This window comes from Rhodohalobacter sp. 8-1, from assembly GCF_038150125.1.
In the GTDB taxonomy this organism is placed as follows: Bacteria; Bacteroidota; Rhodothermia; order Balneolales; family Balneolaceae; genus SW132.
Genome location: NZ_JBBVMF010000001.1, coordinates 359483 through 379054 on the forward strand (window position 1 = coordinate 359483; position 19572 = coordinate 379054).

The window sequence follows — 19572 nt, forward strand, 5'->3', positions numbered from 1 at the left end:
CAGATTAGCGCAACTGTCAATCCACTACACAGCATCCACGACGAGCTTGTACGTCGGATCCTCAACGATATTGACTTCGATAATAGCATCGGCATTGCGCAGGAGTTTCCGGCAATCTTTGCTTAGGTGGGTCAGATGAACGCGTTTACCGACTTTATGATAGCGTTCAGTTAATTTGTTCAGCGCTTCAATGGCGGACATATCCACCACGCGACTCTCCTTGAAATTAATCACAACATCATCGGGATCATTGAGCACATCAAACTTATCGTTGAATACTGACACAGAGCCGAAGAATAGCGGCCCATAAATCTCATAGTGTTTTGCGCCATCTTCATCCCATCGTTTTCGGGCGCGGATACGCTTGGCGTTATCCCAGGCAAAGACGAGGGCCGCAATAATCACCCCGATAATAACCGCAAGCGCAAGATTGTGCAGGATCACCGTCACCAGTGTCACCAGCACCATCACAATAATATCCGATTTTGGCATCTTATTGAAGGTTTTCAGACTGGCCCACTCGAACGTCCCGATTGCCACCATAATCATCAGACCGGTTAGGGCAGCCATCGGCAGAAGTTCAATCACACCTGCACCAAACATGATGAAGACCAACAGCATGAGGGCGGCTACAATCCCGGAAATTCTTGTGCGTGAACCTGAGGAGACGTTGATCAGGCTTTGTCCAAGCATGGCACAACCGCCCATCCCGGAAAAGAAACCCGACATCACGTTGGCGGTGCCCTGTGCAATCGCCTCTTTGTTACTGCGACCACGAGTTTCGGTAATTTCATCGATGATGTTGAGCGTGAGCAGGCTTTCAATCAGCCCAACGGCAGCCATGATTGCGGCGTAAGGAAGAATCAGCATAAAGGTGGCCATCGTAAATGGAACCTGCGGAATATGGAACGGCGGAAATCCTCCCTGTATCGACGCGATATCGCCGACCGTTCGGGTATCGATTCCGAAAAAGGTGACAATTCCAAAGATAATCAAAATGGCGGCAAGTGATGGCGGCAGTGCCGTCGTGATTTTTGGCAGGCCCCAGATAATCAGCATCGTCATCAGTACCAGTCCAAGCAATATGTAGAGCGCCGGGCCGGTAAGCCACTCCCCCGCAGGATTTTTAAATTCATTCAACTGAGACATGAAAATGATGATGGCCAGGCCATTTACAAATCCAAATATGACCGAGTGAGGAACCAGGCGCATTAGCTTTCCCAGTTTCAGAGCGCCAGCAATCAGCTGAAAAATGCCAGCCAGTACCACAGTTGCAAAAACATATTCCGGTCCGTGCGATAGCGCCAGACTTATAATAATAACCGCAATGGCGCCTGTTGCACCTGAAATCATGCCGGGCCGTCCGCCCATCACAGCGGCAACAAGTCCCACAACAAACGCCGCGTAAAGGCCAGTTAACGGTGAGAGTCCGGCGATGATAGCAAATGCCAGCGCCTCCGGGACAAGCGCCATTGCAACGGTAATACCGGCAAGGACTTCAATTCTGTAATTTACATCGGTAGAAAACTCGAATAGCGAAAAAATCTTTTTCATTAAAAATCTAAAAGTTGACTGGCCAGAGAGGTTGAATGATCATGAACGCGCATCTGAATGATGCCGATACATAAATTATAATAGCCCGTGCCTGTAGTGTGTTCTGATGATATTTTTGAGCTGTAAAAGGTAGGGATAATCTCAGGCAAATAATCCGAAAATTATTGAAATTCAATAAGTTAGGGTGATTCATGCCTTGTAAGTAACTGATAAATAAAGGTGGCACCGCTTCCACGGTATTGGGAGAAAATATCTGATTCGCGACATTTTTTAGCTATCGATGGACAGTTTTATTTCTTGAGGGAAATCCCCTCTTTGAGAGGGGAAATGGAATTGAAAACTGCGGAGCGCAGATTTTCAAACCGAGTGGTGTGTTGAAATGGCCAGGAGTTGGAATATGCTTATAGTTTTCTTCAAGGCTCTGAAACACACCCCTCGTAACACTCATCCGGCGTTGCCGTTTCGTTTAAACTTTTTCGCTGTCGCGTGCAAAAGATGAGCCCTCTCCAGAGGGGATTTTAAAATCTGACACCTCTCAAGATGGTATTGCCCCTTATTTAGGGCAAGATTATTAGCTACCGGTGACAGATTGTAAATTAGTTAATCGATATACCTTTTACTCCAACGGCTATGTGTCAGATCTCCCTTCCGAGGGGAGATCATCCTGTTCGTTTAGAACAGGGTAAGAGGGGTGTTGAGAGACTTGATGACGGAATCGATGCCAGGTTTTCAGATTGGTAATAAGTTCTGTTAGACACCCCTCCCGGCTAAAGCCGTACTCCCCTCTGGGAGATTTTTTCTTTCATTCCTCAAATGGTGTTGCCCGTTTTTGGACAAAACTGGTAGCTCGAAACGTCATCTCCTATTCCGGCTCAATCTTTTAACTCTGCCAGCGGAAGATCAATTTCCAATACAAAGACGGGAGATCGCGGATCGGAGTCCTCGATGACGTGTGAGAAGATTGTAAACTTGTTACAAGAGAGCTTAGCAATACCGTCATGGCTCATGGCCCTCTCGGGTCGGCGACCCGAGCTACGTACAGCGGGTCGCTGACCCGCTTCGATGATTAACTCAACGCCCAGTATTTAACTATCTATGCAGGAATGTGGATACAGAAAGCCCCTCTCCCAATATGAAGCACCTGAATTCTGGTTCGTGACAATCGACGGTGATGGAAAATGGCTACTGACTCTTGCATGGCTCATAGCCATTTCGGGTCGGCGACCCGAGCTACGTCAATCCCTCAAGCCCGCGACACGCTTCTTTTAGCTCCTCCTCTTTTTTGGCAAAGCAGAACCGCAGCTGGAATTTGCCATCGTCGGGATTTGAATAGAACGAACCACCCGGAACGGATCCTATTCCCACCCGTTCGATGAGTGTGGAGCAGGCTTCCTGGTCGTTGCTGAACCCGGGCTGACCGGCCAGCGGGCGAAAATTTGCCAGTACATAGTAAGCTCCCTCCGGCCACGGCACATCAAAGCCGGCTGATTCCAGTGCCCGGCACATCATCGTCCGCTTTTTATCGTAATCTTTGAGCAGCTGATCGTAATAGCTGCTGCCCGTGGCAAAGCCTTCGGCCAGGCCGTACTGGAGCGGGGTCGGCGCACAGATGTAGAGGATATCATTCAGCAGTCCCATCTTTTCGATAATCTCTTCCGGACCGGTTGCATAGCCAAGCCTCCAGCCGGTCATGTTAAAGGTTTTGGAAAAGCTGCTCAGAGTGATCGTCCGCTCGAAAGCTCCATCCAGTGAAGCCAGCGAGAGATGCTCCCGGCCATCGTAGGTCATATATTCATACACTTCATCCGTGATGGCATAGAGATCATGTTTGATCAGCAATTCCAGCAAGGTTTCAAGCTCCTCCGGGCTCCACACTTTTCCGCAGGGATTGTTGGGCGTGGTGAGCACAATCGCTTTTGTGTTTGGCGTGATCAGCGATTCAAGTTTGTCAAAATCTACCTCCCATGAAGGTTTTTGGAGAGCGAGTGATTTTTGTGTCACTCCCCGAAGGTCAAGCAGTTTACTGTGGTAGCCGTAAAGCGGTTCGAACTGGATCACCTCATCGCCGGGCTCAAGCAATGCAAACGCAGCGGTTGCAAACGCCCCGGTGGAACCGGCGGTGACCAGGATATTTTCAGCTCCCTTCACCGGAATCTGATTGAATGATCTTACCTTATCCATAATGCGATCAACCAGCGGATCAGCTCCGCCAAACGGTGCGTAAATGGATTTGTCCTGATCGATGGCTTTCTTTGCTTCTTCTTTGATGGGGCCCGGGGCCGGCATATCGCAAATTCCCTGCCCCAGGTTGATGCCGTTCACCGCATTTACACGGGCGGTCACCGACCGGATATCACTTTGATGCAGATTATTTGTAAGAGAAGAGAGTGGTTTCATAGGGTATTAAAATCGGTTCTGTTCTGAATGAAGATGAAGATGGCAACTTTCAGCGGATTTCACAAAGTCCCCTTGATCTCCCTCACCTTATCCACCAGCTTGTCGTAATGCGAGCCTTTCCAGTAGATCTTCCCGCACTGGTCACACTGCATAAATTCTTCGAAACTCTTTTGAACCCGCGGAGGCAGCTCTGCCTCCACATCTGCTTTTTCCACCGACTTCAAGTGACCATTGCAGCTCATGCATCTTGAAAAGGGGCTAAGTTTTGATGAGAGATTGAAATATCGAATAACGTCTGAAAGCTGCTCATCCGGATCTGTCGACCGCAGCCAGTGACCATAAGAAAGTTTGCCGTGTTTCAATAACCCCACATCCCTGGTGAGCACAGCACGGTTTTCCTGAACAGCGTTTTTTACTATCTCAGGATCACTGGCGCTATTGTTGTAGAGAGTGTCGATTCCAGTGAGGCGAAGCAGCCGCGCCAGTTTACCAAGATGAACATCCGCTACAAACCACTCGGGCATCTCATCAACCGGCCTGATATTATCTGGGTAATTTGAACCGTCTATGATCTCTTTCGGTATCACCATCAGGCTGTCACCGCCGGAAACATTATAAGAGAGCGGATTTTCTCTGCCGTTCACCATCAACCCAAACACTTCCACATGCGGCACGCCACACGACTCAACCAGGTCTTTGGCTGATGGATTAAGGTGAAATGACTTTTCAACCTCCGGCTGACCTGTGAAAACCTGCAAAGAACCTTCGAACTCAAACCGGGCCGTGTTCATATATATGTCATTAATGGATGTGTCTGCTTCTCCATTAATAACGGCAGACGCACCGTAAAAACTCCCGCTTTTTCAAGACCATCCTCTTGAGCCAGCAAACACATGATCCGCAGATGTTCAAAGATGGCCCGCATATTCTATTCTGCGACTCATGATCAATAAGCTGAGTCGCAGAACATCGCCCTGGAAAACAGTGTATTGCAAACAGCCCTGAAATAATCTATTCTGCGACGGTACATACTGCGAATGAAATTTCGTTGAATTGTATGTTATTGCCATTCTAAATACTACTGCAGTTGCCCGTTCGTTTTGATTGTATTACATTGTAATACATTTAATTTACTACTATGAGTACAACACTTTCAATTCGCATCGACAAAGATCTTGAACAACTTCTTGAGCAGGCCGCCAAACGTACCGGACGCCCCAAAAGTGAATTGGTTAGGGATGCCATCAGGCGTCAGTTATCTATCGAATCCTTTCAACAACTGCGTAAAGAACTTTTGCCCTACGGAGAAGCGCAAGGATGGTTAACTGATGAAGATGTTTTCAGGGAAGTTTCGTGAGCTTCTTTTTATTGATTTTGATTGGTCTCACGGTGCACTCTTTAAACACTAAACACTTCAATGATCAATTCTCATCCCGGAGTGTATCATGAAAATTTTTGCCGATACCAATGTATTGGTGAGTGCATTTACGGCAAGGGGGTTGTGTGCAGATCTGCTTGAAATTATACTTGCTGACCACCAGTTGATGACAGGAGAATTTGTATTACAAGAGTTACAAAGGGTACTGACAACTAAACTCAAGGTTCCTAAAAGAAAAGTATCCGATGTCTTTCAATTCCTTCGAAATCATCATGTGGAACCTATACCTGAAAACCCTTCTAAAGTAAAAGTCAGGGATGAAGATGACCGATGGGTATTAGAATCAGCATTAAGAGCAAAAGCAGATATACTGGTTACCGGAGATAAAGACCTTTTAACTATTTCAAAACAAGTACCACAATTGAGAATTGTAACACCAAGGGAGTTTTGGGAGCTTGTGCAAAAGTGAGTCTGAGCTATAATCGAGTAGACGGCCGCGAGCAATAAGCCCACGTTGCGCCTCTTGCCAAAAGCACTGCTTTGCAGCACACCATCACCCCGCGACGTGACCAGTCATCAATAATTGCTCCCCTCCTCTTATCACCGGATAAAACAATCCCTTCCCGAACTCGAAACCAATCAATCGGGTTCTTATATCCTTATTCCCTGCCGGGAAACATTACACAAACGTTATCAATAACGGCTGTTGATTTATCGATTTTCTGCTAACAGTATTTATCTATCAGGCTTTTGGTTTCATGAACACGCACCAGGCAAGCACGAAAAAACGGTATCCAATTAGAAATCTGACCCGGATTATGGTTCTCACCCGTATCACCGTTATACTAACTGCTTTCGTCTGCACCCTTACTTTTCTATTTCTGCCAAATGATTCTTTCTCAAATCCGGCAGCTGCCAACTCGTTTGCCGCACCGGCTGATACAACCCGTTCTGAGAATGAACCTTATACATCCGGGAAATCACTCGGCGGTCACCTGCTGGCTTTGCCATCGTACCTGTTTCAGTGGTCAACCTGGCCATTAGAGGCAGGATTCAAACAAGCCGAGACAAATCTTCTCCCCTACCTGCTTGAAGGCGAACGTGGCGATTATGGTGTGTTTCCGCTATTCGAACTGGGTGGTGCCACTGGGTATTCATACGGGTTGCTGCTCTTTCACAATCGCCCGTTTTATCAAAATCATAGTGCGCGCATTGAAGCCCTGTTCGGGTCAAGCGACTACAATGACTTTGATTTTGATTACGATATCAACCGCTTTTTGTCCGACAGAGGGCGACTTGAAATAGAAGCCACATACGGCAACAGTCCTGACCGCACGTTCCTTTTTGGAAATGATGCTCCTTTTAGCGACCGGAGCTTTTTTGACCGGGAAGATATTGAAGCAGGCATCCGTTACGGTTACAGCATGTCAGACAGAGCCGCTTTATTGTTTAACGCAGACTATTTAAGACGTAAAATCACACAGAGCGATAGAGTCACAGAGGAAAATGCGCCGGCGTTTCCCACCACCTTTCTCACTACAAATTCTCTTCTCTCCACCGGCATTCAGGTGTCGCTTGATAATGCCCGGGGTGTGCCGAGGATTAACCGCGGCTACCGGCTGATTACCGACCTGCAGTGGAGCCGGTCACTCATGAATAACAGGTTTCATTACTTCAATTACCGAGCCGAGTGGAACCAGTTTATCCCGATTCCTTTTCTGCCTGATAACCGCCGTTTTGCATTCAAAGGAGAACTACGGAAAGCAGAACCGCTAAGGGGAAAAGAAGTTCCCTTTTTCGAAAATCCAAGCCTTGGCAGCTCCCGTGATCTGCGAGGCTTTTCAACCGACCGGTTTCGTGAAAGCGGAAGCTTGTTATTTACGCTCGAGTACCGCTATCCGCTCTGGGATTTTTCTGACGTGGTTCTTTTTATTGATGAAGGTCAGGTATTTAACAAGTACTCTGATATTGGAATTAACGATTTTCACACAAGTTACGGTTTTGGCTTTCACCTGATTTCGTCCAAAGGATTTGCATTCCGGTCCGAGTTTGCGTTCAGCCGTGAAACATCCCGATTTATTCTTTTAATTTCCCCAAACTTTTGATCTCTGATTTGAAATCAATCACTCTGACAAATCACTCATATTATTTCCTGCAGTTGCTGTTTGGCTTGATGGTGCTGCTGAGCGGCTGTGGCACCTCCAAACCATACACTACCGGAACCATAAAGACGTTTGATCCCGACACGTCTGCAATCGACCAGCCCGGCGAAGCTGCCTCCTACCAGTACTGGGATCGTATTGACAACACTATATTACATCAGATCGAAAAGCCACTGGACCTGAACCGTGTCTTCCGGTTTGCGGGTAAAACGCTCGGCATTTCAGGAGCTAAACAGGCCGATAATATCAACCGTCTCGATGAAGCCCCCAAATCGAGCTGGTATACCTTCCGCCACTACTACAACCCGATGACGCCCGACGAACTTGCGCGCGGCCCGAACACAACTCATCCCGATACAAGCGGAAACTGGACCATATTTTCCGCTAAGCTCGAAGGAATGAACCCCGGATTCTTTGCCGAAGATTCAGAAGGCAATCGGTTCCTCATCAAATTTGATGGCCCCAATTATCCCGAGCTGACTACCTCAGCCGAAGTCATCAGCACAAAAATTTTTTATGCTTCAGGTTATTACGTACCGGAATCCACCATCACCTATTTCGACCCGGACAGGGTTGAGGTTGGCGATGGCGTGATGATTGAAGAAAATTGCAAGGAGCAGCAGATGACCCAGGATGATTTTCGCGGGATTATTTCAAACGCCACGAGAAACGAGAAGGGACAGGTTCGGGCGCTTGCCAGCAAGTTCGTGGACGGTGTACCGCTCGGCCCATGGAATTTTGAGGGGACCCGTAGTGATGATCCAAACGACCGCGTAGATCATGAACACCGCCGTGAGATCCGGGGCATGCGTGTCATCAGCTCCTGGCTGAACGATACCGACCGCCGCGACGCTAATACGATGTCGCTTTATACAGATCAGGGATACATCCGGCACCTGGTCCAGGATTTTGGCAACACACTTGGTGCGAACGGAGCATCTATTCACTACCCGATCTATGGGCAGGCGTACCTGGTTGATCCGCGCTATATGCTTGTTTCCGGGCTGTCGCTCGGCTTAAAAGTTCATCCATGGGAAGAGATCGACGTAGAGAACTATATCCCGGATCCCTCAGTAGGTTATTTTAGGTCTGAAACATTTCTTCCCGGGGACTGGGTGCCGGTTCACCCCATTCCCGCGTTTGAGAATATGACGCTGCGGGATGCATTCTGGGGCGCGAAACACGTGATGAGTTTCAGTGATGAAGATATACGCGCCATTGTGGAAACCGGAGAGCTCAGCAATAAAAGTGCTGAAGAGTACCTGGTCCAGACACTCATTGAACGGCGGAATATGATTGGCGGGTATTGGTTCAGTAAAATCAACCCGATAGACAAATTTTCGGCAGAACGGCAGGGTGATCAGCTCACTTTAAAATTTACAGATCTCGGGAGTGAAACAGGGATCTTCGACAGCGAATCAACCCGCTACATCTACACGCTAAAAACGACAGACGGGACAACTTACGCGGTAAATCGTTCCTCAGATGATTCCTCATTACAGGATGTTGTTCCCTCTCCGGATCAGGATGATACACTTGTGCTTCACTATCAAATCAAAACTATAAGAGACGACGTAAACACACCGGAAAGAAATGTGGATGTGTATGTTGTTGAGGACGACAACGGTATACGGATCGGCGGTATGCACAGGGAAGAATAAGAACTAAGCCATGGCAGCGAAACTACTCCAGCAGGTAAAAGAAAACTTTTTTGATATCCGGAAAAAAGAGTGGCCGGACGTATTAATGATGTCACTCTATTTTTTCCTGGTTATTGCCGTCTTTTGGGTTCTAAAGCCCATGAAACGAGGCATCCTTGTGAACCTATACCAGGAAGTGCCGCTCATGGTCTGGGGAATCAGTTTTGCCGGGGCCGAGGTAGAGCAGCTTGCAAAAGTTGCCAATATGTTTGTCGTGTACTTATTTGTGATCGCCTTTACACTGCTCTCGCGAAAGCTGCCCCGTCAGCAGATGAACCTGGTCCTTTGCACTTTTTTTGCAAGCTTATTCGTACTTTTTTCATTTCTGGTGAATGACCCCGGAGAACCTACAGCGTGGTCTTTTTATATCCTTGGCGATATTTTCAATTCCGCGATGGTCACCTTCTTCTGGGCCTACAGCAACGATCTTTTCAGTTCTGATCAGGCCAAGCGAACGTATGGAATCGTAGGACTTGGCGGCATCATAGGCGGAATTGTCGGCTCCTCCGTTGTTGTGGGCTTTGTGGACCAGGTGGGTCGCCCCTCTCTGATGATCGCCAGTATATTTCCGCTCGTCATCATGACCGCCATCGGCTATTGGGTGCACAACCGCACAGAGAAAAAAGAAGCAGAACCGAACGAACCGTGTGCAGAAGGCAAACGCTGTAATGCTTTGTTTGAGGGCGCCGATATTGTATTTAAATCAAAGTATCTGCTCACCATCGTTGGTATCCTCGGTCTCTATGAAATGGTCTCAAACATTGTTGACTTTCAGCTGTCGGCTGTCATTGCATCGGAAATCCAGGGTGATTTAGAAAAGGACGCCTATTTTGGGTTTGTGGGGCAGATCACAAGTATTCTGTCATTGGTGGTGCAGCTCTTTTTCACGAGCTTTGTGATGAAACGATTTGGTGTGGGAGTGGCACTGCTCTTTCTGCCGGTGGCCATCACGTTTGGCACGATCGGCTTCCTGATTGTGCCCGGCCTTTTATTTGTCACCATTATGTCGGCCGGCGATAATAGCCTGAACTACTCCATCAACCAGTCGGCAAAAGAGACGCTGTATACGCCCCTGAGCCAGGATGCCAAGTACAAAGCGAAGGCATTTATCGATATGTTTGTGCAGCGATTTGCCAAAGTTCTCGCTGTTGTTCTGAACCTTGTGGTTGCGGCATTGGTTGGGCTCGGGCAGGTGCACTGGCTCTCCCTTGCAACTTTAATGATCCTTATTTTTTGGATTATGCTTGTGCGCTATGCGGGCAGGGAGTTCAAGAAGAAAGCAGATCCGGAAGAGATACCGAGCGTAAATGAAGGATAAAGAGTGGTTCTGAGCGCTGGCCATGGTATTTTGAGATATGGAATAAACTACCTCGGGGTAGAGTCACAAGGTATTAACATTGAACCCATAACTTTTTGTTCAATATGTAGTTTCTTATGGAGTGTCCCCCTTCGAAGGGATCCCTTGCGGGAAAAGGGGGACTTTTATCTCATTCCGATCCAGAGGGTTGGGGAATTAAACCACTTATAATTAATACACAAACCTGTTGAAAAAACTGGTATCCATATTTTACGATGTGCGCGAAAATGAGTGGAAGCCGGTCTTCCTGATGGTGGGATTGCACTTTTTGTTGATGGTAGTCCTATACTTTCTGAAACCTGCACGTGATAGTCTTTTCCTTGTGGAAACAGGCCCCGATCAGCTTCCAATTGTATACATTGTCCTGGCGCTGGTTTCATTGCCGATCACTTATCTGGTATCTGATGTGCTTGCGAGATTTCCAACCCGGCAGGTCATCGGATATGTGCTTGGGTTTTTAACACTGAATTTGATGCTTCTCAGGTGGCTTTTTCTGTTTGACCACCCGCTTATCTACATGGCGTTTTATATTTGGGTAGGAATCTTTGGCATCCTGGTGATTTCGCTATTCTGGCTGCTGGCGAACTCTATTTTTGATGCGGCTCAATCAAAACGTCTGTTCTCTCTGCTGACACTCGCAGCCATTGTAGGATCCATATTTGGAAGCCAGGCATCAAGCCTTGTGGTTTCTTATACCCCTGTTATCACCGAAGATCTTCTGTATATCAGCATTGGTATTCTCTGCTTCGCCGTACTGATCCTTTACTTTATTCCCGGGGTAAATTCAGAAAATGATCGGAAAGGCCGGCCTGAAAGCCGGATTACCGGTAACGACAAAACGCCATCAGCAGTAAAAACAGTCGTTGGCTCAAAATATCAGCTGCTGATTGCCGGAATCATCGGACTAACCACTATTGCCACTACCTTTACCGATTACCAGTTTAAAGCACTTTCATTTAACGCATACCCCGAAACAGAGAACCTAACGGCGTTTATTGGCACGTTTTACGCGGGAATTAGTCTTGCATCTCTTGGCATCCAGGTACTATTCTCATCGGGCATCATCAAAAAATTTGGCGTTGCCGGGGCTGTCTTAACCCGTCCGCTGGGAATGATGCTTGGCGGTCTGCTAATGGCTGTTGAGCCGGTTTTAGCATCTGTTGTGTTACTCAACGGATTTGACAGTGCCACGCGATACTCCATCGATAAAACAGGCCGCGAGCTCCTGTTCCTGCCGCTATCGCAGCACATAAAAGAGCGCACGAAACTATTTATTGATCTGTTTGTAGACCGCTTTTCACGAGGCTTGAGCGGCGCAATTCTTCTTCTGCTATTATACATGATGGAGACACCCATCACACTAATTACCATCATTCTCCTGTTCACCATCGCCTGCTGGATATTCCTGGGATACAGGGCTAAAAAAGAGTATATCGATACCTTCAGAACATCCCTTCAGCGGATGCTGGTTGATACGGATAGCATTGAACTGGACCTGAATGAACCGGTTATTCTGAAGCTTATTAAAGAGTCTCTTCAAAGCGGAAATGACAACCAGGTTCTTCACACGCTAATCCTTCTCGAGAATACAGATGTTGAACCTGTGGCCGGCGAATTACGGGTTTTGCTAAACCATCCAAATACTGAGATTCGCCTGAATGCACTCAAGCTGCTTCAGAGTGTAGAGAGTGTGCACTGGCTGGAGGATGTTAAGAACCTGCTAAACGATGACAGTCCTGAAATACGTGTTGAGACGATTTACTATCTCTGCATACACTCAAACGATGACCCGTCATCTGTCATCCAGTCGTACCTTAAGACAAATCAGCCCCAGATGCAGTCTGCCGCACTGGGCTGCACCTGTAAGCATGGTGAGCAAGATGATGACGGCCCGGACCCAAAACTGTTCGACGACATCATGAATAATCTTCCGGATGATGAAAAAGAGCAGGTTGTCATAAAGGCACAGCTTGCTGATGCGCTGGGGTTTGTTAAAAGCCGGTCGCTGGCCAGCAGGCACTTGTCAAACCTGATCCAGGACAGCAACCGTACCGTGGTTACAAAAGCACTACAAAGCATTGCGAAACTTAAACTCGATCGTATGGTCCCTGATCTGCTCCAGATGCTCAACACCAAAAAGTTTACCCCGGAGGTCAGGGAAACACTTGGCTCCTATGGCAACGATTACCTGACGCTTTACAAAAGCAAGTTTCTGGATGCCTCTCTGCCACTGATGGTTCGCAAACAGATTCCCGGCATTTTCTACCACCGTCCCAACGAAACATCCATGCGCCACCTCGAAGATATGATTGAAGCTGATGAGCCCGACCTTCGTTATCACGTCATTAAAACATTGAATAAAATTCACCGGGAATATCCCGGTCTAGAACCAAACCGTGAACGGGTATACAGCTGCCTGAGATCTGAATCCGGCAACTATTTTAACTTGCTGGCCATCAAGGCGATTCAGCCTGAAAGCCGTCCAAACAGCATCCTACTGAAGGCTCTGTCTGAAAAAATGGATCAAACCCTGGAGCGGATGTTTCGCCTGCTGGGGCTCATTTACAATCAAAAAGATCTCTACAGTTCCTACCTGGCGCTGAAAAGCATCTCGCGGGACAAACGCTCTGCCGCGGTAGAATTTATTGATAACATACTGGACCCAAAGGATCACAAATTGGTCTTTCCGATTGTGGACGACATCAGCGAGGAAAAAAAGATGGAAACCGGCTATGAGCTCTTTAATATCGAAAAAGTTAAATACGACCAGGCACTCATCAAACTATTTAATGGAAATGACCGATGGCTGAAAACATGTGCCATTTACAGTGTATCGCCTGTGTGCCCGGCAACCCTTCAGGAGAGGGTTGAAACGTACACCAAATCGGACGATCCGCTCTACCGCGAGACCGCCCGGATGGTAAAGCAGCGAAATCAGCGGTACAACGGGTCTGAAAAACAAGCAAACGAAAATCATCAGCAGTCATGAAAACCACCATTGAACGGGTCATTTTTTTACAGAGTATCGAGTTGTTTGCTGATATCCAATCAGAACAGCTGGCGCAGATTGCGGGCATAACCGACTATTTTACACTTTCAAAAGATGAGGTGCTCTTCACCAAAGGAGAAAAATCTCAGCATCTCTATCTGCTGATAAACGGCACCGTTAACGTCACTCGAAACGGCGAGGAGAATAAAGAATTTGATGGACCTGAAGCCCTTGGCGTATGGGGATTTTTTGATGATGGCGACAGGCTTCTCACCATCACTTGCAGCGCGGATTGCCAGTTTCTGCGAATTGACCGGCTCGATTTCTTCGACCTTCTTGAAGACCGCGTTCATCTGAGCCGCGGACTCTTAAAGTATTTTGTAAAACGTATCAGAAAATTAATTGAGGTATCCGATGAAGTTATATAAACAGCATGTCCCTGCATATCTGATCACAACCTTGTTTCTGCTGGTTACACTTTCAGCCTGCAGCAGCACGAACTACACAGCAGCCGGCGATACTCAAGAAGTTGAAGCCAGCGATGCCAGTCAGCGCCCCGATGGCTACATCTACTCACTTTTTTTGATAGGTGATGCAGGTGACGCAACACTTGATCCCCTCTCGGGATCGCTTCGGGCGATGGGGGAAAAACTCGCGGAGGTCGACACCAGCGGCGCCGTGGTTTTCCTTGGAGACAATATCTACCCGCACGGCCTTCCGCCTGAAGATTCTGAGAGGCGGCCTGAGATTGATGAACGGCTTCTGGCTCAAATCGAAACGGTTAAAGATTTTGGAGGTCCGGTCTATTTTATTCCGGGCAACCACGACTGGGAATCATCAGGCGAAGATGGATTGGAATACATCCGCCGGCAGGAAGATTTTGTAGAAGAGCGCATGGGACGGGGCAACAGCTTTTTGCCCGATGATGGCTACCCGGGGCCGGTGTCTGTGACGCTTCTGGATAAAAATGAATCAGCAGGTATTAATTACTCCATCGGGCTGATAATTATGGATACGCACTGGTGGATTCATCCGCACGACAAACCGCTGCCGCAAGGAGCTGAAACCGAAGAGCAGGCCAAAGAGCTCGTTCTGAATAACCTGGCTGAACAGATGAGCCAGTTTACAGACGAGGAACTGGTTTTTTCTGCACATCATCCGCTTTACTCCTTTGGGCGGCACGGCAGCAAGTTCCCGCTGAAAACACACCTCATGCCGCCGGTCTTTGGCTCAGCTTACGCTCTGTATCGGAATATGTGGGGATACCCGAATGACATCACGCATAAACATTACAGCCGGATGAAAGAGGGAATCCTGGCGGCTGCATCCGACAACCGAAGCACCATTTTTGTGGGTGGCCACGAGCATAGCCTCAGCTTTATACCGGTTGAAGAAGATGGAAAACAGTTTCACCAGATCGTGAGCGGATCCGGCACCCGGAGTTCTTACGTCAGGAAAAAAGATGGCCCTGTATACACCTACCAAACACGGGGCTTTGCCATTCTGCGCTACTACCCTGACCGTTCCAAACGCATTGAGTTTTATAACAATGGAGGCGAGCAACTTTTTGACCACCCGTTTTTAAGTAAGTAATCTTTTTTTTTTGATGCATGAATTCTTTACATATAAAACTACAATTGGTTTTTCGCTTGTTGACTTACGATGCAGTTTTTTCCAGAAAAATCAATATTTATTAACCTATGTCAGATAAACGAATTACTGTAGATATGAATGCAAAAGCTGTTTTACTACTATTCATTATACCAATGCTTATGATTCAAAACGGAAATACACAGGAGATTAATCGCCTTTCGAAAATCGGAACCTTCGATCAGCAATCAATTCCCAGCTACATTTCAAACGATTCTTTCTTTACATACGACTCTGAATCTGACGTATACTCCGCAACTGCATTATCCGGAGAACCAGAGTCCCATGAAAGCGCACCTCCTTTTTTATGGAAAGCGATCCAGGGCGATTTTATTCTGAGGGCTGAAATAGGGTTTGATAAAAATAATAAGGAATACCCCATGGCCGGCTGGATGCTGCGAAATTCTATATCAGAAGAAGAGAGTGACGATGATTTATTATTTGGAATAAATCCATCAGAATTGCTCAGTGAAACCAAACCCAACAGAAGTGAGGACAAATCGGGCAGAAACACCATCTTCGTCCTACAGGTTTCCCGTGTGGGCAATCAGATTACATTCAAAATGGCTCAATTTGGTGACCACTTACAGACGATTCGACAAATTTCAGATACTATGAAGAATCAACTCTTTGCAGGACTATTTGTAAAAAACAGACCGGGCAAAGAAGCGGAGCTGACGTTTCGTAACGTTCGTATAGTAAAACCTGCACCGGATTCTATGGAAACTTACCAAAATTATTTGGGCAGCAGGCTCGAAATAGTAGATATTGATCAACCCAACCGTACGGTTTTGTATGAGACCGAGCACTCTATCCAGGCTCCAAACTGGACAAACGATGGGAAAAAATTGATCATAAATTCTAACGGCTACCTATATAATTATCATTTGGAGAATGGAACATTATCACGGCTCAATACAGGGTTCGCAACTAATAATAATAACGATCATGTAATCTCTTTTGATGGTACCCTTTTGGCAATCAGCCATCATAAAGAAGAGTACGGAGGCGAATCAACAATTTATACGCTACCGGTTGAGGGGAGCGATAATCCAAAGCAGGTGACACAGTCCGGACTCGGTGCATCTTATCTGCATGGAATTTCCCCGGATAATAAGACTGTGATATTTACCGGTTATCGGGATGGTCAATATGATATTTATGCGGCCAACACTGAAACGATGGAAGAAACACAACTGACGAATACGGCCGGACTTGATGACGGTTCTGAGTACTCACCGGATGGGAAGTATATCTACTTTAATTCGAATCGTACTGGGACAATGCAAATTTGGAAAATGGATGCGGATGGATCAAACAAACAGCAGCTTACTTTTGGCGAAGATACACACGACTGGTTTCCCCATATTTCACCTAACGGAAAATGGATTGTCTTTCTAAGTTATGGCCTTGACGTTGAATCAGGAGATCACCCGTTCTATAAAGAAGTAACGCTGCAGCTGATGCCGGCCGAAGGCGGTAAACCTCAGGTTATCGCTTATTTATACGGCGGACAAGGTACGATCAATGTTCCGAGCTGGTCACCCGACAGCAAGCGAATATCGTTTGTTAGTAATTCCGGACGATTTTACTAAAAGAAATTTTTAAGAACGGAAAAAATATTTTTTTTATCGGCAAAAGCAGGAGCTTGAGCAGTCGTGACAGGTATGATACAGTGTGTTGAAGCTAACACAAATAGCGGGTTTAATTCCTGGTAAAATCAAATATGTTTATAAAACTGACCTCCCTCTTAAAGTACTATGTATTTGTACTCAGTTTCTGGCTTCTGCCGCTTTTGATCTTTTCCTCCTGCTATTCGTCGAAACCCTTTTAGCTTCCCCGGATCTTGAAAGCAGTGCGGGCTCTACAACATCCTACTCAAACACCAATACCCTTCATACATTCCTGCACTGATTTATCCCTTCTATTTTATTTTTTCGATTAAACATCATAGATAAAACGAAAAAATCAAAAACCGAGAGTCGTCCGGGCTTACAGGTATATCATTCATTTCTTATCTCATGGCCGAATGGAGTAAGAGCCAGCCCTGCCAGCTTAAGGTGCTGTTTTGCAAAAGGTATCCCCACAATGGTGATGAAGAACAAAATACCAAACAGTAAATGGGTAAGTGCAATCCAAATACCTCCTACCAGGATCCAGATAATATTAAAGGCAAGTGAGAGACAGCCTTCCGAACTCCTGGTGGCCACTATTTTTTTACCAAAAGGCCAGATTGCCATCTCAGTGAGCTTTAGTGTTTGCAATCCGAAAGGAATACCCACAATGGTGATTATCAAGATAAAGCTCGCTAATAAGTATTCGAGCGCGATTATAAAACCCCCGAAAATTAGCCAGATAAGATTTCCTAAAAACTTCATGAAATAAGTGTACACATTTTATCTTTGAATGAAAAAATTGAAATGAAGGCCAAAGAGAGTTATTTCCTTAATGATAGTTCGAGATAAGAAATAAGTCCAAAAGTCATCCTTCTGAGTGGGCGTCCCATTGGAGATCTGTCGTTACCTTTGGTATAGTCATTCTCCGGATCAGACTCACTGTTAGGCGCAATGCCCTCTGAAGAGGCTGGGCAGGCTTTGCGAGGTGTTAATTGTTCTCTGCTTTCCGTCGGGACGCGTTCGTGACCGAGTTTTCCCGAACAGATCACGACGAGGTACCCTCAAGATTAGTGTCTTACATTCCTGTAAGCCAAGGCACCCATGCCGTGCACACACCAAGTACATCAAGGCACATACCTTCTTGCTTTTTTGAGAGTTCCTGGTAGCTTTATACAGCTAATGCATAACAACAAACTGAAACCTTGAAAATGTGTTAATTGCAATCCTGTATTTATCAGAAATGATTTTGAGTCTCATTAAATTTATATGATTTTCATCAACCGCTGCACAGCAAATCCTCTGCTATTATGACATCTGGGAATAAATTTTCTATCATATTCATTACAAAATTGATCGCGTCTTTTTCAGTAGTTATTATGTTTATTTTTATAGGAGGATCCAAAAACAATAATGGGGTTATACAAACAGTACAAGGCCCTGTCGGATCAGATACTCTTGGGGTAACGCTTAGCCATGAGCACCTTTTCTCCAACTTTGGGCTTCCAATTAACGAGACGAGCACTTACGATGAAACCAGGCTCCTCGCACAAGTCATACCGTATCTGACCATGTTACATAGCCAGGGAGTTCGAACCATATTTGATTACACAGCCAGTCACTTTGGAAGGCGGGCGGACTTGCTAAAGGCAATATCGGACTCTACCGGTATCAGTATCGTCACCAATACAGGCATTTACGGAGCTGCAGATGACCGGCATATACCTAAATATGCATATGACGCGTCTGCTATGGAGCTGGCGCGGCGCTGGATAACAGAGGCAAATAACGGGATCGATGGAACGTCGATTCTGCCAGGCTTTATCAAGCTGGCATTCGACCAAGGCCCGCCATCGCAGATTGATCGTAAGTTATTCGAGGCGGGTCTACTGACGCATCTGGAAACCGGTCTGACCATAGCCGTGCATACCGGGGACAACCCGGACGCCGTACATCTTCAACTCGATCTGCTGAATAAGTACGGGGTTCATCCAAGTGCATGGATATGGACTCACGCCAACTTGCATGATGACTTCGAATTGTTATTTGAGGTTGCTGACCATGGCGCATGGATCTCTATGGACGGTGTAAACCACGAGAATATTGAGCAATATCTTGAGTACATCCAGCGGTTCAAGGATGCCGACCTACTTGACAGACTACTGCTTTCCCATGACGGCAACGGGTATCCCGCCGGTGGTGATATAAGGCCATTCGAGGCGATTCCAAAAGAGTTAATTCCGTCCATGCGTTCCCACGGATTCTCGGAGTCTGTCATCGATCAATTACTGGTGAAAAACGCCGGTGAAGCTTATGCAATCCGCGTTCGGAGGACGGGAGAAAGAGAGAATTGAACGCATTACAGAAATTAAGTTTACTAGAGCAAGCAGGCGATTTATGCCCCTAACACTGCCAACCCATAAAATAGCGTGACGATACACTTACCATCATACGAACTGCTCTGCTCACCGGTTTATGTTTAACTGTTCTAATCTGAAGCCTCGGGCAATACTATGCGTACGACCTTCTTCCCGAACAAGTGGATTAAGATATCTGTGGATAAGCGTACTTTTTTCCTCTACATACTGCCGCATCTATTTTGTAAGCGGTCATCTTACAGCGTTGTGGATATGTCAATGATCTCAACAATAGACAGGGCAAGTTGAGTTTACTCATTTAGATTCAACACTGGTGTTCTTCCCGGGATCATATACCAATCAATACAGCTATCTGTTTTCCCGTTTCAATGCCCTCTTAGATATTAATTAAACC

General features: G+C 46.5%; 14 protein-coding genes. 10 read left to right on the plus strand and 4 right to left on the minus strand.

Features of this window, described 5'->3' with window-relative positions; genetic code table 11:
- Positions 1-24 precede the first annotated feature (24 nt).
- The 3 genes from AABW11_RS01555 to AABW11_RS01565 form a co-directional block, all read right to left on the minus strand.
- Positions 25-1554: a SulP family inorganic anion transporter gene (locus tag AABW11_RS01555; RefSeq protein ID WP_340102740.1), complete on the minus strand. Its 1530-nt coding sequence runs from the start codon at positions 1552-1554 to the stop codon at positions 25-27.
- Between the two features lie 1230 nt (positions 1555-2784).
- Positions 2785-3951 carry a pyridoxal phosphate-dependent aminotransferase gene (locus AABW11_RS01560; protein WP_340102741.1) on the minus strand — a complete coding sequence of 389 codons (1167 nt, stop codon included), beginning with the start codon at positions 3949-3951 and terminating at the stop codon, positions 2785-2787.
- 59 nt (positions 3952-4010) lie between these two features.
- Positions 4011-4742, minus strand: coding sequence for a Mut7-C RNAse domain-containing protein (locus tag AABW11_RS01565; protein ID WP_340102742.1), 732 nt, complete (start codon positions 4740-4742; stop codon positions 4011-4013).
- A 347-nt stretch (positions 4743-5089) separates the two neighbouring features.
- Here AABW11_RS01565 and AABW11_RS01570 point away from each other — a divergent pair, with 347 nt between their 5' ends.
- From AABW11_RS01570 to AABW11_RS01610, 9 genes are all read left to right on the plus strand, one after another.
- On the plus strand, positions 5090-5308 hold the full coding sequence (locus AABW11_RS01570) for a ribbon-helix-helix protein, CopG family (RefSeq protein ID WP_340102743.1): 219 nt from the start codon (positions 5090-5092) through the stop codon (positions 5306-5308).
- 88 nt (positions 5309-5396) lie between these two features.
- Positions 5397-5798, plus strand: coding sequence for a putative toxin-antitoxin system toxin component, PIN family (locus tag AABW11_RS01575; RefSeq protein WP_340102744.1), 402 nt, complete (start codon positions 5397-5399; stop codon positions 5796-5798).
- A gap of 289 nt (positions 5799-6087) precedes the next feature.
- Positions 6088-7434, plus strand: coding sequence for a BamA/TamA family outer membrane protein (locus AABW11_RS01580; protein ID WP_340102745.1), 1347 nt, complete (start codon positions 6088-6090; stop codon positions 7432-7434).
- An 8-nt stretch (positions 7435-7442) separates the two neighbouring features.
- Positions 7443-9152, plus strand: coding sequence for a hypothetical protein (locus AABW11_RS01585; protein ID WP_340102746.1), 1710 nt, complete (start codon positions 7443-7445; stop codon positions 9150-9152).
- A 10-nt stretch (positions 9153-9162) separates the two neighbouring features.
- Positions 9163-10509: an NTP/NDP exchange transporter gene (locus AABW11_RS01590; protein ID WP_340102747.1), complete on the plus strand. Its 1347-nt coding sequence runs from the start codon at positions 9163-9165 to the stop codon at positions 10507-10509.
- A gap of 226 nt (positions 10510-10735) precedes the next feature.
- A complete protein-coding gene (locus AABW11_RS01595; RefSeq protein ID WP_340102748.1) occupies positions 10736-13537 on the plus strand; it encodes an Npt1/Npt2 family nucleotide transporter in 2802 nt (933 codons plus the stop codon).
- A complete protein-coding gene (locus AABW11_RS01600; RefSeq protein WP_340102749.1) occupies positions 13534-13965 on the plus strand; it encodes a Crp/Fnr family transcriptional regulator in 432 nt (143 codons plus the stop codon). The genes AABW11_RS01595 and AABW11_RS01600 overlap by 4 nt, the downstream gene beginning before the upstream one ends.
- The gene (locus AABW11_RS01605; protein ID WP_340102750.1) at positions 13952-15130 is read left to right on the plus strand and encodes a metallophosphoesterase; all 1179 of its coding nucleotides are present in this window, start codon (positions 13952-13954) and stop codon (positions 15128-15130) included. Before AABW11_RS01600 ends, AABW11_RS01605 begins: the two co-directional genes overlap by 14 nt.
- Positions 15131-15237: 107 nt before the next feature.
- Complete coding sequence (locus AABW11_RS01610; protein WP_340102751.1) at positions 15238-16782, plus strand: TolB family protein; 1545 nt, start codon at positions 15238-15240, stop codon at positions 16780-16782.
- A gap of 408 nt (positions 16783-17190) precedes the next feature.
- On the opposite strand, the gene AABW11_RS01615 is transcribed toward AABW11_RS01610, so the two are convergent.
- Complete coding sequence (locus tag AABW11_RS01615; RefSeq protein ID WP_340102753.1) at positions 17191-17565, minus strand: YccF domain-containing protein; 375 nt, start codon at positions 17563-17565, stop codon at positions 17191-17193.
- Between the two features lie 614 nt (positions 17566-18179).
- Between AABW11_RS01615 and AABW11_RS01620 the strand changes: the two genes are divergently transcribed.
- Entirely contained in the window at positions 18180-19154 is a 975-nt protein-coding gene (locus tag AABW11_RS01620; RefSeq protein WP_340102755.1) for a phosphotriesterase family protein, read from the plus strand.
- The last annotated feature ends 418 nt before the right edge of the window (positions 19155-19572 follow it).

Excerpts from the sequence above, each read along its gene's own strand:
- AABW11_RS01580 (WP_340102745.1), top strand. The coding sequence starts at position 6,088 with ATGAACACGCACCAGGCAAGCACGAAAAAACGGTATCCAATTAGAAAT.
- AABW11_RS01600 (WP_340102749.1), top strand. The coding sequence starts at position 13,534 with ATGAAAACCACCATTGAACGGGTCATTTTTTTACAGAGTATCGAGTTG.
- AABW11_RS01610 (WP_340102751.1), top strand. The coding sequence starts at position 15,238 with ATGTCAGATAAACGAATTACTGTAGATATGAATGCAAAAGCTGTTTTA.
- AABW11_RS01620 (WP_340102755.1), top strand. The coding sequence starts at position 18,180 with ATGTTTATTTTTATAGGAGGATCCAAAAACAATAATGGGGTTATACAA.
- AABW11_RS01560 (WP_340102741.1), bottom strand. The coding sequence starts at position 3,951 with ATGAAACCACTCTCTTCTCTTACAAATAATCTGCATCAAAGTGATATC.
- AABW11_RS01575 (WP_340102744.1), top strand. The coding sequence starts at position 5,397 with ATGAAAATTTTTGCCGATACCAATGTATTGGTGAGTGCATTTACGGCA.
- AABW11_RS01590 (WP_340102747.1), top strand. The coding sequence starts at position 9,163 with ATGGCAGCGAAACTACTCCAGCAGGTAAAAGAAAACTTTTTTGATATC.
- AABW11_RS01555 (WP_340102740.1), bottom strand. The coding sequence starts at position 1,554 with ATGAAAAAGATTTTTTCGCTATTCGAGTTTTCTACCGATGTAAATTAC.
- AABW11_RS01570 (WP_340102743.1), top strand. The coding sequence starts at position 5,090 with ATGAGTACAACACTTTCAATTCGCATCGACAAAGATCTTGAACAACTT.
- AABW11_RS01615 (WP_340102753.1), bottom strand. The coding sequence starts at position 17,565 with ATGAAGTTTTTAGGAAATCTTATCTGGCTAATTTTCGGGGGTTTTATA.
- AABW11_RS01605 (WP_340102750.1), top strand. The coding sequence starts at position 13,952 with ATGAAGTTATATAAACAGCATGTCCCTGCATATCTGATCACAACCTTG.
- AABW11_RS01565 (WP_340102742.1), bottom strand. The coding sequence starts at position 4,742 with ATGAACACGGCCCGGTTTGAGTTCGAAGGTTCTTTGCAGGTTTTCACA.